General features: G+C 73.1%; 11 protein-coding genes. All 11 read left to right on the forward strand.

Annotated features, from left to right (window positions below; all coding sequences use genetic code 11):
• Positions 1 to 120 precede the first annotated feature (120 nt).
• The 11 genes from ileS (at position 121) to Cch01nite_RS12775 (ending at position 11,887) form a co-directional block, all read left to right on the forward strand.
• Positions 121 to 3,390: an isoleucine--tRNA ligase gene (gene ileS / locus Cch01nite_RS12725; protein ID WP_203754843.1), complete on the forward strand. Its 3,270-nt coding sequence runs from the start codon at positions 121 to 123 to the stop codon at positions 3,388 to 3,390.
• Positions 3,387 to 4,772 carry a bifunctional folylpolyglutamate synthase/dihydrofolate synthase gene (locus Cch01nite_RS12730; protein ID WP_203754845.1) on the forward strand — a complete coding sequence of 462 codons (1,386 nt, stop codon included), beginning with the start codon at positions 3,387 to 3,389 and terminating at the stop codon, positions 4,770 to 4,772. Before ileS ends, Cch01nite_RS12730 begins: the two co-directional genes overlap by 4 nt.
• A 146-nt stretch (positions 4,773 to 4,918) precedes the next feature.
• Positions 4,919 to 5,914, forward strand: coding sequence for a dihydroxyacetone kinase subunit DhaK (gene dhaK / locus Cch01nite_RS12735; RefSeq protein WP_203754847.1), 996 nt, complete (start codon positions 4,919 to 4,921; stop codon positions 5,912 to 5,914).
• 49 nt (positions 5,915 to 5,963) lie between these two features.
• Complete coding sequence (dhaL, locus tag Cch01nite_RS12740) at positions 5,964 to 6,596, forward strand: dihydroxyacetone kinase subunit DhaL (RefSeq protein WP_203754850.1); 633 nt, start codon at positions 5,964 to 5,966, stop codon at positions 6,594 to 6,596.
• Complete coding sequence (gene dhaM / locus Cch01nite_RS12745) at positions 6,593 to 7,306, forward strand: dihydroxyacetone kinase phosphoryl donor subunit DhaM (RefSeq protein WP_203754853.1); 714 nt, start codon at positions 6,593 to 6,595, stop codon at positions 7,304 to 7,306. The genes dhaL and dhaM overlap by 4 nt, the downstream gene beginning before the upstream one ends.
• Positions 7,307 to 7,345: 39 nt before the next feature.
• Positions 7,346 to 7,840, forward strand: coding sequence for a GNAT family N-acetyltransferase (locus Cch01nite_RS12750; RefSeq protein WP_373309932.1), 495 nt, complete (start codon positions 7,346 to 7,348; stop codon positions 7,838 to 7,840).
• Between the two features lie 80 nt (positions 7,841 to 7,920).
• Complete coding sequence (locus tag Cch01nite_RS12755; RefSeq protein ID WP_239070433.1) at positions 7,921 to 8,577, forward strand: TetR/AcrR family transcriptional regulator; 657 nt, start codon at positions 7,921 to 7,923, stop codon at positions 8,575 to 8,577.
• Positions 8,578 to 8,635: 58 nt separating this feature from the next.
• Positions 8,636 to 10,423: an MDR family MFS transporter gene (locus tag Cch01nite_RS12760; RefSeq protein ID WP_203754875.1), complete on the forward strand. Its 1,788-nt coding sequence runs from the start codon at positions 8,636 to 8,638 to the stop codon at positions 10,421 to 10,423.
• Positions 10,424 to 10,432: 9 nt separating this feature from the next.
• Entirely contained in the window at positions 10,433 to 10,825 is a 393-nt protein-coding gene (locus Cch01nite_RS12765; RefSeq protein WP_203754878.1) for a DUF4233 domain-containing protein, read from the forward strand.
• Positions 10,826 to 10,890: 65 nt separating this feature from the next.
• Positions 10,891 to 11,325: a nucleoside-diphosphate kinase gene (gene ndk / locus Cch01nite_RS12770; RefSeq protein ID WP_203754881.1), complete on the forward strand. Its 435-nt coding sequence runs from the start codon at positions 10,891 to 10,893 to the stop codon at positions 11,323 to 11,325.
• A gap of 4 nt (positions 11,326 to 11,329) precedes the next feature.
• Complete coding sequence (locus tag Cch01nite_RS12775) at positions 11,330 to 11,887, forward strand: HEAT repeat domain-containing protein (protein WP_203754884.1); 558 nt, start codon at positions 11,330 to 11,332, stop codon at positions 11,885 to 11,887.
• Positions 11,888 to 11,901 lie beyond the last annotated feature (14 nt).

Consider the following 11,901-nt stretch of genomic DNA (forward strand, 5'->3'; position numbering starts at 1 on the left):
GTCGACGACCCGGGATCGAGCATCCGGGGGAGCCGGCAAGCGAGGTGGTACCGCGGTGGTCCCCTGACCGGGGGGCGATCGTCCTCGCGGCCGTGAGCGACATCGACCAGGAGACCCTCGGTGACTCCCGCCGCCAAGTACCCGCTGCACAACCCCGACTCGCCCGTCCCGGCGTCGCCGGACCTGCCGAACCTCGAGCGCGACGTCCTGAAGTTCTGGGAGCTGGACGGTACGTTCCAGGCCTCGATCGACCAGCGCGCCGCGGGCGAGCACGGCAGCAACGAGTACGTCTTCTACGACGGCCCGCCCTTCGCGAACGGCCTGCCGCACTACGGGCACCTGCTCACCGGGTACGCGAAGGACGTCGTGCCCCGCTACCAGACGATGCGCGGGCACCGGGTCGAGCGGCGGTTCGGCTGGGACACCCACGGCCTTCCGGCCGAGCTCGAGGCGCAGCGCGTGCTCGGCATCACCGAGAAGGCGCAGATCGAGGACCTCGGCATCGCGAGGTTCAACGACGCGTGCCGCGCGTCGGTGCTCAAGTACACCGGCGAGTGGCGCGAGTACGTGACGCGGCAGGCGCGCTGGGTGGACTTCGACCACGACTACAAGACGCTCGACACCACGTTCATGGAGTCGGCGCTGTGGGCGTTCAAGCAGCTGTACGACAGGGGCCTGGCCTACGAGGGCTACCGGGTGCTGCCGTACTGCTGGGTCGACGAGACCCCGCTGTCGAACCACGAGCTGCGCATGGACGACGACGTCTACGCCTCCCGGCAGGACCCGGCGCTCACCGTCGGCCTGCGCCTGGAGACCGGCGAGCTCGCCCTCATCTGGACCACCACGCCCTGGACGCTCCCCAGCAACCTTGCGATCGCGGTGGGTCCGGACGTCGAGTACGTCGTCGTCGAGCCCGCGCCCGACTCGCCGTTCGCCCAGGCCAACCCCGGCGAGCGCGTCGTGCTCGCCCACGCACGGCTCGCCGCGTACGCCCGCGAGCTCGGCGAGGCCACGGTCGTCGAGACCGTCCTCGGCGCCGACCTCGCGGGTCGCCGCTACACGCCCGCGTTCGACTACTTCGCCGGGCGCGAGAACGCGCACCAGGTGATCGTCGGCGACTTCGTCACGACCGAGGACGGCTCGGGCATCGTGCACATGGCCCCCGCGTTCGGCGAGGACGACATGGTCGCGTGCGAGGCCGTCGGCATCGCCCCGGTCGTGCCCGTGGACTCCCGCGGCCGGTTCACCACCGAGGTCGACGACTACGCCGGCCAGCAGGTGTTCGAGGCGAACAAGCCGATCATCGCGGACCTGAAGAACGGCACGGGCCCGCTCGCGCGCGTCAGCGCGCAGGACCGCGCCGTGCTCGTCCGCCACGAGACGTACGAGCACTCCTACCCGCACTGCTGGCGCTGCCGGAACCCGCTGATCTACAAGGCGGTGTCGTCCTGGTTCGTGCGCGTCACGGAGTTCCGCGACCGCATGGTCGAGCTCAACCAGGAGATCACCTGGACCCCGGAGCACATCAAGGACGGCCAGTTCGGCAAGTGGCTGTCCAACGCGCGCGACTGGTCGATCAGCCGCAACCGGTACTGGGGCACGCCGATCCCGGTGTGGGTGTCGGACGACCCGCGCTTCCCGCGCGTCGACGTGTACGGCTCGCTGGCCGAGCTCGAGGCGGACTTCGGGCGCCTCCCGACGAACGAGGCGGGCGAGCCTGACCTGCACCGCCCGTTCATCGACGACCTCACGCGCCCGAACCCGGACGACCCGTCCGGGCAGAGCACCATGCGCCGCATCGCGGACGTGTTCGACGTGTGGTTCGACTCCGGGTCGATGCCGTTCGCGCAGGTGCACTACCCGTTCGAGAACGCGGACTGGTTCGAGCACCACTACCCGGGCGACTTCATCGTCGAGTACATCGGGCAGACCCGCGGCTGGTTCTACACGCTGCACGTGCTGGCCACGGCGCTGTTCGACCGGCCGGCGTTCCGCAACGTGCTGTGCCACGGGATCGTGCTGGGCGACGACGGCCGCAAGGCCAGCAAGTCGCTGCGCAACTTCCCGGACCCGGCGCAGATGTGGGACGTGTACGGCTCGGACGCGGTGCGCTGGTCGCTCATGTCGTCGTCGATCCTGCGCGGCGGCAACCTCGTGGTCACCGAGGAGGGGATCCGCGACGGCGTCCGCCAGGTGCTGCTGCCGCTGTGGAGCACGTACTACTTCTTCACGCTGTACGCGGGTGCCGCGGGCGGGGGAGCGGGCTACCAGGCGAAGCCCGTCGACGCCGCGCGCGCCGAGCAGCTCCCGCCGATGGACCGCTACGTGCTCGCCCGCACCCGCGACCTCGTCGCCCAGGTCACCACGCATCTCGACGCGTACGACATCGCGGCGGCGTGCGAGGCGGTCCGCGAGCACCTCGACGTGCTGACCAACTGGTACGTCCGCACGCAGCGGGACCGGTTCTGGGCGGAGGACGCGGACGCGTTCGACACGCTCTGGACGAGCCTCGAGGTGCTCACGCGCGTCATGGCGCCCCTCGCGCCGCTGGTCACCGAGGAGGTCTGGCGCGGCCTGACCGGCGGGCGCAGCGTGCACCTGGAGGACTGGCCGACGCCTGACGGCCTCGTGCACGACGACGCGCTCGTCGCCGCGATGGACGAGGTCCGGGCCGTCGTGTCCACCGCCCTGGGGCTGCGCAAGGCCGCGGGCGTCCGCGTCCGGCAGCCGCTGCGCACCCTCACGGTCGCGGTCGACGACCCGTCGGCCCTCGACCCGTACGTCGCGCTGCTCCTCGGCGAGCTCAACGTGAAGGCCGTCGACCTCGTGCCCGCCGACGCGGGTGCCGCCGAGCGGTTCGGCATCACGCAGCGGCTCGCGGTGAACGCCCGTGCGGCGGGCCCCCGCCTGGGCCGTGGGGTGCAGGCAGTCATCAAGGGTGCGAAGGCCGGCACATGGCGCACGGATGCGCAGGGCGGCGTCGTCGTCACCATCGAGGACGGCACCGACGTCCCGCTCGAGCTGGCCGAGTACGAGCTGACGACCGTCGTGGCGTCCGCCGGCGAGGGCGCCGAGCCCACGGCAGCGGCCGCGGTGCTCGCCGGCGGCGGGTTCGTGGTCCTCGACCTGGCGCTCGACGACGACCTGCGCGCCGAGGGCTACGCCCGCGACGTCGTCCGTGCCGTCCAGGACGCGCGCAAGGCCGCCGGCCTGCAGGTCGGCGACCGCATCGTGCTGACCCTCGACGTCCCCGGCGAGCACGTCGCCGCCGTCGAGACGCACCGGGACTTCATCGGCCGCGAGACGCTCGCGGTCTCCATCGAGGTAGCGACCGCCGCCACGCTGCAGGTCGGCGTGGCGGCCGTCGAGGCAGGCGGGTACGAGGCATGAGCAACCACGGCGGAGGCGCCGACCACCTGCACGCCCAGCAGGCGCGCGAGGCACGGACGGCGGCCGACGAGGTCTACCAGGCGATCCTGGCGCGTGCGCCCGAGCACGACATCGACCCGACGCTCGACCGCGTGCGGGCCGTCTGCGAGCTGCTCGGCGACCCGCAGAAGGCGTACCGGACCATCCACCTGACCGGCACGAACGGAAAGACGTCCACGAGCCGGATGGTGGAGCGGCTGCTGCGCGAGCACGGGCTGCGCACCGGCCGGTTCACGTCGCCGCACCTCACCCGCGTCAACGAGCGCATCGCGATCGACGGCGAGCCCATCAGCGACGAGCGCTTCGTCGAGGTGTGGCAGGACGTCGCGCCGTACGTGCACCTGGTCGACACGCAGTCGGCCGAGCGTGGCGAGCCCCGGCTGTCGTTCTTCGAGGTGTTCACCGTCATGGCGTTCGCGGCCTTCGCCGACGCACCCGTCGAGGTCGCCGTCATCGAGGTCGGGCTCGGCGGCCGATGGGACTCGACGAACGTCGTCGACGGCGAGGTCGCGGTCGTCACCCCGATCGCCATGGACCACGAGCGCTACCTCGGCGACACGCTCGTCGAGATCGCGTCCGAGAAGGCCGGCATCGTCAAGGACGGCGCGACCCTCGTGCTCGCGACCCAGCAGGAGGACGTCGAGGGCGTGCTGCTCACGGCCGCCGCCGAGCGGGGCGCGCGGGTGGTGCGCGAGGGCGTGGACGTCGCGGTCCTCGAACGGACCGTCGCGGTGGGTGGCCAGCTGCTCACGCTGCGCGGCATGGGCGGCGTGTACGCCGACGTCTTCCTGCCGTTGCACGGCGCGTTCCAGGCGCACAACGCCCTGCTCGCGCTCGTCGCCGTGGAGGCGTTCCTCACCGGCGGAGCGGCGCTGGACGGGTCGGTGGTCGAGGCCGCGTTCGGCGACGCCAGCTCGCCCGGCCGCCTCGAGATCGTGCGGTCGAGCCCGACGATCATCGTCGACGGCGCGCACAACCCGGCCGGCGTCGAGGCGCTCGTCGAGGCCGTCGAGGAGGCGTTCCACTTCCAGCGCATCGTCGGAGTGGTCGGTGTGATGGCGGACAAGGACCCCGAGGGCATCCTGTCGGTCCTGGAGCCGGTGCTCGACGAGATCGTCGTGACTCGCGCGTCGACGTCCAGGGCGCTCGACCCCGAGGACCTGGCGGAGGTCGCGCGCGACGTGTTCGGCGAGGACCGCGTCCACGTGGTCGAGCGGCTCGACGAGGCCGTCGACCTCGCGGCCGCCCGTGCGGAGGCAGACGTCGAGCGTGGCGCCGCGGTGCTCGTGACGGGCTCGATCGTGCTGGTCGCGGAGGCGAGGATCCTGCTGGGCCGTCCCTGACGGGCATCGGTGGCGGCTGCACGAACGTGCAGCCGCCACGCACGTCCTCCCCTTGACGACCCTGTGACCCCCCGTGAGGGTGAGGTACGTCGGGGACGTCGTCGTCCCGACGGCTTCGCAGGGGAGCCCGGAGAAAGGGAACCAGCGTGAAGAAGCTCATCAACGACCCGCAGCACGTCGTCGCCGAGTCCCTGGAGGGCTTCGCGGCGGCGCACGCCGACCTCGTCGCGGTCCACACGGACCCGCCGTTCGTCACGCGTGCGGGCGGCACGACGGCCGGCAAGGTCGGGCTCGTCAGCGGCGGCGGGAGCGGGCACGAGCCGCTGCACGCCGGTTTCGTGGGCGTCGGCATGCTCGACGCGGCCGTCCCCGGGGCGGTGTTCACCTCCCCGACGCCCGACCAGATCGCGCCGGCGCTGCAGGCCGCCGACGGCGGCAAGGGCGTCCTGGCGATCGTGAAGAACTACACGGGCGACGTGCTCAACTTCGAGACGGCCGCCGAGCTCGCCGACGCCGAGGGCGTCACGGTCCGGTCGGTCGTCGTCAACGACGACGTGGCCGTCGAGGACTCGCTGTACACCGCGGGCCGTCGCGGCGTGGCCGGCACGGTCGCCGTCGAGAAGATCGCCGGTGCCGCGGCCGAGCGCGGCGACGACCTCGACGCGGTGGTCGCGGTCGCCGAGAAGGTCATCGCGAACGTGCGGTCGATGGGCGTCGCGCTCACCGCGTGCACGGTCCCGCACGCGGGCAGGCCGAGCTTCGACCTGCCCGAGGACGAGATCGAGATCGGCATCGGCATCCACGGCGAGCCCGGTCGGCACCGCATCCCGCTGGCGAGCGCCGACGAGATCACCGAGGCGCTGCTCACGCCGGTCGCCGACGACCTGGGTCTGCAGGGCGGCGAGAAGGTGCTGCTCTTCGTCAACGGCATGGGAGGCACGCCCGCGTCCGAGCTGTACGTCGTCTATCGTCGGGCACGCGCGTTGCTCTCCGAGCGCGGGGTGGAGGTCACCCGCTCGCTGGTCGGCAACTACGTGACATCACTGGAGATGCAGGGCGCGTCGGTCACCGTGCTGCGGCTGGACGACGAGCTGACGGCCCTGTGGGACGCGCCTGTCCATACGACCGCCCTGCGCTGGTGACGACGGCAGGCCGGCCGGGCTGGTCGACGACGGGCGAGGGAGCGTGGGCATGACGCTGGACGTGGCGTGGGCGGTGGACTGGGTCCGACGGTCCGCCCAGGCGGTCGCCGAGCACCGGGACGAGCTCGTGGAGCTCGACCGGCAGATCGGCGACGGCGACCACGGCGAGAACCTCAACCGCGGGTTCACCGCGGTCGTGGCGAAGCTCGACGCGCTCGAGGAGACGCCGGCCGAGATCGGCGACGTCCTCAAGCTCGTCGCGACGACCCTGATGTCCACCGTCGGGGGAGCGGCCGGCCCGCTGTACGGCACGGCGTTCCTGCGCGCGGCCAAGGCGACGGCCGTCCCCGAGCTCGACACGAAGGGTGTCGTCGCGCTCCTCGAGGCGGCCCTCGAGGGCATCGTCGTGCGCGGCAAGGCCCGGACCGGCGAGAAGACGATGGTCGACGCGTGGACCCCGGCCTCCGAGGCCGCCGCGGCGGCGTCCGACGCCGGGGCGTCGCCCGCGCAGGCCCTCGAGGCGGCCGCGCAGGCGGCGGCCGACGGCGCGCAGGCCACGATCCCGCTCGTCGCGACGAAGGGCCGGGCGAGCTACCTGGGGGAGCGGTCGGCCGGGCACCTCGACCCGGGTGCGCGTTCCACGGAGCTCATCCTGCAGGCCGCGGCGCAGGCGGCCGCGTGAGCGAGCGCGAGCCCGCCCCCGTCGCCCTGGTGCTCGTGTCGCACTCCCGCACGCTCGCCGAGGGTGCGGTCGAGCTCGCCGGGCAGATGGCGCCCGGCGTGCTGCTGCTGGCCGCGGGCGGCACCGAGGACGGCGGTCTGGGCACGAGCTTCGACGCCGTCGAGGCCGCCGTCACGCAGGCCGTCGCCGACGGCCGGTCCGCGGTGGTGCTGGCCGACCTGGGCTCCGCGGTGCTGACGGCGGAGTCGGTGCTCGACCTCGCCGACCCGGACGTGGCCGCCCGGGTCCGGGTCGCCGACGCACCGTTCGTGGAGGGCGCCGTGGCGGCCGCGGTGACGGCCCACGGCGGGGCCGACCTGGAGCGCGTGCTGGCCGCGGCGGAGCACGCCGGCACGATGTTCGGCGGGGACGCGCCGCCGGCGGCGAGCGCGTTCGAGGGTGCGGTGGACGACGGTGTCGTGCGCGGGGCGGTCGTCCTGCGCAACCCGCTGGGCCTGCACGCGCGGCCGGCGGCGATCGTCGCGCGCATGCTCGCGGGGTTCGACGCGAAGGTCCGGGTCAACGGCGCGAACGCGGCGAGCGTCCTCGAGCTCATGAAGCTGGGCGCGACCGAGGGTGCCGAGCTCCGGATCGAGGCGGAGGGCCCGCAGGCCGCGGAGGCCCGCGACGCCCTGGTCGCGGCGGTGGACGAGGGGTTCGGCGAGGTCTGACGGGTCGAGGCACGTCGCCGGTGGGAGATGATGCCGGGCGTGACGCTCACCATCCTGTCGGCCCGCGGCGTCGACCTCACCGTGCGCCGCGCGGCGGCCGCCGACGTACCCGCGGTCGTCGCTCTCCTGGAGCGGGATCCCGTCGCCCGGGCGCGAGGGGACTACGAGGACGTCGTGGACGCGTCGGCCTACCTGCGCGCGTTCGACCGCATCGACGCCGACCCGGCCCAGCTCCTCGTCGTCGCGGACCTGCCGGACGCCCCGGTCGTCGCGACGATGCAGCTGACGTGGATCCCCGGTCTGGCGCGCGCGGGTGCGACGCGCCTGCAGGTCGAGGCGGTGCGGGTCGACGAGGAGCACCGGAGCAGGGGGATCGGTGAGGCGCTGGTCCGGTGGGCGTGCGAGGAGGGGGAGCGGCAGGGGGCGACGCTCGTGCAGCTCACCTCGGACCGTACGCGCGACCGGGCTCACGCGTTCTACGAGCGTCTCGGTTTCGTCGCGTCGCACGTCGGGTTCAAGCGCCGGCTGGGCTGACGGCCACGCCGGGGTGATCTTGGTCGCGTTGGGCAATTTGCACGATCTGCAAAGTTGCATTGGGTGTAATGTTGCACCTCGTGCAGCAAGCCGACGTGTCCGTGGACGCCCCCGAGCAGGACGAGCGACCGACGCTCGCCGAGCTCGCCGGCGCCCTCGGCCTGCGGGAACGCAAGAAGCGCGCACGCCGTGAGGCCCTCATCGAGGCCACGCACCGGCTCGTCGAGCGGGACGGGCTGGACGCCGTGACCGTCGAGGCCATCTGCGAGGCCGCAGGCGTCTCCGTCCGGACGTTCTTCAACTACTTCGACTCGAAGGACGACGCCGTGCTCGGCCACACGCCGTGGCCGCTGCGCACCGAGGCCGCGGACGAGTTCGCGGCCGGCGGCCCCACCGGGCACCTGCTCGCCGACCTCGAGCACCTCGTCGCCGCCGTGCTCGACGACCCGCCGATGGGCCGGCAGAGCCTGGCCCGCGCCCTCGAGCTCGCCAGCCGTGAGCCGCGGCTGCTCGCCAAGCACCTCGCGTGGATGGAGCAGCACAAGGGCCAGCTCGTCGAGCTCGTCGAGCGCCGGCTCGGCGACGAGCCCGGCCACCCGCCGGACGTCGTCGCGGCGTTCGCGATGTTCCTCACGCACGCGACCTTCATGCGCTGGGACGCCGCCGGCGGTCAGGGCCGGGCGCCCGACCACGTCGCGTCCGTCGTGCGCGAGCTGCGCAGCCTGCTCACCGACTGACCTCCCGCACGCCCTCGACATCCCCCACCGCACCGCCCCCACCACGCAAGGAATCCGCATGGCCACCGCCACACTCGACACGAGCGCGCCCGACAAGCCGCTCATCGTCCTCACGCCCCGCACCGTCTGGCTCATCTTCGGTGCGCTCATGGCGAGCATGTTCCTGTCCTCGCTCGACCAGTCGATCGTCGGCACCGCGATGCCGACCATCGTCGGCGAGCTCAACGGCGTCGAGCACCAGGGCTGGGTCGTCACCGCCTACATCCTGGCGATCGCGATCGTCATGCCCCTGTACGGCAAGTTCGGCGACCTGTGGGGGCGGCGCTGGCCGTTCCTCGTCGCCGTCGCGCTGTTCATCGCCGGGTCCGCGGTCGCGGGCTTCGCGCCGTCGTTCGGCTGGCTCGTCGCCGGCCGCGGCATCCAGGGCCTCGGCGGCGGCGGCCTGATGATCCTGTCGCAGGCGATCATCGCCGACATCGTCCCCGCCAAGGACCGCGGCAAGTACATGGGTCCGATGGGTGCGCTGTTCGGCATCGCGGCCGTCATCGGCCCGCTGCTCGGCGGCCTGTTCACGCAGCACGCCGACTGGCGCTGGTGCTTCTGGCTGAACATCCCGATCGGCATCGCGGCGTTCGTCGTCGCGTGGTTCACGCTCAAGCTCCCGAGCCACCGCTCGGAGAAGAAGATCGACGTCGCGGGCGTGTTCTTCCTCGTCGTCGCCACGTCCGGGCTCGTGCTGGCGACGAGCTGGACCAGCTGGACCGGGAACAAGGTCTACGACTGGAGCGATGCCGGCCTGATCGCGCTCGTCGCAGGCACGCTCGTGTCGATCGCGGCGTTCATCCTGGTCGAGCTGCGCGCGAGCGAGCCGATCCTGCCGCTGCGCCTCTTCAAGAACCCGACGTTCACCATCGCGACGCTCATCGGCCTCATCCTCGGCGCGGGCATGTTCTCGGCCCTGGCCTTCCTGCCGACGTTCCTGCAGATGTCGACGGGCGCGGGCGTCACCGAGTCCGGCTTCCTCATGCTGCCGATGATGGTCGGCGTCATGCTCACCGCGATCGGCTCGGGTGTCGCGATCACGAAGACCGGCCGCTACAAGATCTACCCGGTCGCGGGCCTCGCCATCACGGCGGCAGGCGTCGCGTGGCTCACCCAGATCACCGGTGACATGTCGATGTGGCTGTTCGGCGCGATGATCTTCGTGCTCGGCGCCGGCATGGGCCTCGTCATGCAGACGATCGTGCTGGCCGTGCAGAACTCGGTCGACCCGCACGAGATCGGCACCGCGACGAGCTCGAACAACTTCTTCCGCGAGATCGGCGCTGCGGTCGGCACCGCCGTGTTCAGCACCATGTTCACGTCGCGCCTCACGTCCAACCTGGCCGACGTGTTCCGGGACCTGCCGGCGGGCTCCGGCGGTGACGCGTCGAGCCTCACGCCGGCGGCGGTCCAGGAGCTGCCGGAGCCGTTCCGGACCGGCGTGGTCGACGCGTTCACGAACTCGCTCGCCCCGGCGTTCTGGTACGTCGTGCCGATCGTGCTCGTCGGGCTCGTGCTCGCGCTGTTCCTCAAGGAGGTCAAGCTCTCCGACGTCGCCGGCATGGTGGCGCGCGGCGAGGCGCTCGCGGCCGACGGCTCCGGTGCGCCGGTCGTCGACGGTGCCGAGGTCGACGGAGCGGTCGTGGTCGACACGCTGTCGGCGCCCGCCCACGAGGCGGACGTCACGGACGTGCCCGGCCCGCACGCCGCACCGGACGACGCCGCAGGTGACGACCTCGACGCCGAGCTCGCGGCCCTCGAGGGCGACGACGTCGCGGACGGCGACACCGCGGCCCGCCGGTAACCTGGCCCGATGAGCTCGACCCCGCCGGCCGTGCGCCGCAAGCGACCCGCGAAGCCCCAGTTCACGCAGACGATCCTCGTGCTCGAGGCGGTGCTGGTGTTCTTCGCGACGCTCGTGGCGTACGGCCTGCGGGTGTCCGACGTGGCGACCGTGTGGTGGGTCGGCGGCGGGCTCACCCTCCTGCTGATCGTCCTGTCCGGGTTCGTGTCCCGGCCCGGGGGCTACGTCGCCGGGTCGGTGGCGCAGGTGCTCGTCCTGGCCGGTGGGCTGGTCGTCCCGATGATGTACGTGGTCGGCGTGGTGTTCGTCGTGCTGTGGGTCGTGGCCCTGCGGCTCGGCGGGCGCATCGACCGCGAGCGGGCGGAGTACGACGCCGCCCACCCGGGCGCCGTCGGCCCCTGAGCGCGCGTCCGACCCGACGCCGGACGGCCACCGGGGGTTCACGCGGGGCCCGTTAGGGTGACGCCATGACTGACGCACCCGCCACGCAGCGCACCCTCGTCCTCGTCAAGCCCGACGGCGTCCGCCGCGGCCTGGTCGGCGAGATCGTGCGGCGGATCGAGGCCAAGGGCTACACGCTGGTCGCCACCGAGCTGCGGGAGGCCGACGAGGCGCTGCTCGCCGAGCACTACGCCGAGCACGCGGGCAAGCCGTTCCTCACGCCGCTCGTCGAGTTCATGCGCTCCGGCCCGGTCCTCGCGCTCGTCGTCGAGGGCCACCGTGCGATCGAGGGCTTCCGTTCGCTCGCCGGCGCGACCGACCCGACCGTCGCCCTCCCCGGCACCATCCGCGGCGACCTCGCACGGGACTGGGGCCTCAAGGTCATCCAGAACCTCGTGCACGGGTCCGACGGCGAGGAGTCCGCCGCCCGCGAGATCGCCCTCTGGTTCCCCGCCCTCTGAGCCGATGACCGGGCGCCCCGCCGACCGGGTCGCCGACGCCTGCGCCGCCCACGGCACCGCCGCGGTCGTCGACTGGTGCGCGGGGCTGCTGGCGGGGCGGCCGGTCGACGACGGCCTGTCGCTCGACCTGATCGGCGGTCCGGGCGCCGCCCGCCTCGTCCACGACGCGCAGACCCCCGGCGGGCTCGACCACTGGGCCCGGATCTGGGCCGCCCGGGCTCTGCGCTACGCCTGGGACGACGCGCCGGGCGTGCACGCAGCGGTCGTCGCCGCGCTGCGCGACCCGCAGTGGCGGGTCCGGGAGCACGCCGCCGCCCTGGTCCGCGAGCACGAGCTCGGCGAGGCCGCCGAGGGGCTGCGTGACCTGCTCGACGACGACGTGCCGCGGGTCCGCGCGGCGTCGGCGCGGGCGCTGGCCGTCGTCGGCGAGCACGACGACCTCGAGGCGCTCGCCTCCGCCGCTCCCGAGCCCGACGCCACGGTCCGGCGGGTCCGTGACCGGGCACGCCGGCAGCTCGCCGACCGGCTCGACCTGCCCGACCCGGGCGCGCACCGGACCTGAGCCGCACCGCCGAC

The organism is Cellulomonas chitinilytica, assembly GCF_016862675.1.
In the GTDB taxonomy this organism is placed as follows: Bacteria; Actinomycetota; Actinomycetes; order Actinomycetales; family Cellulomonadaceae; genus Cellulomonas; species Cellulomonas chitinilytica.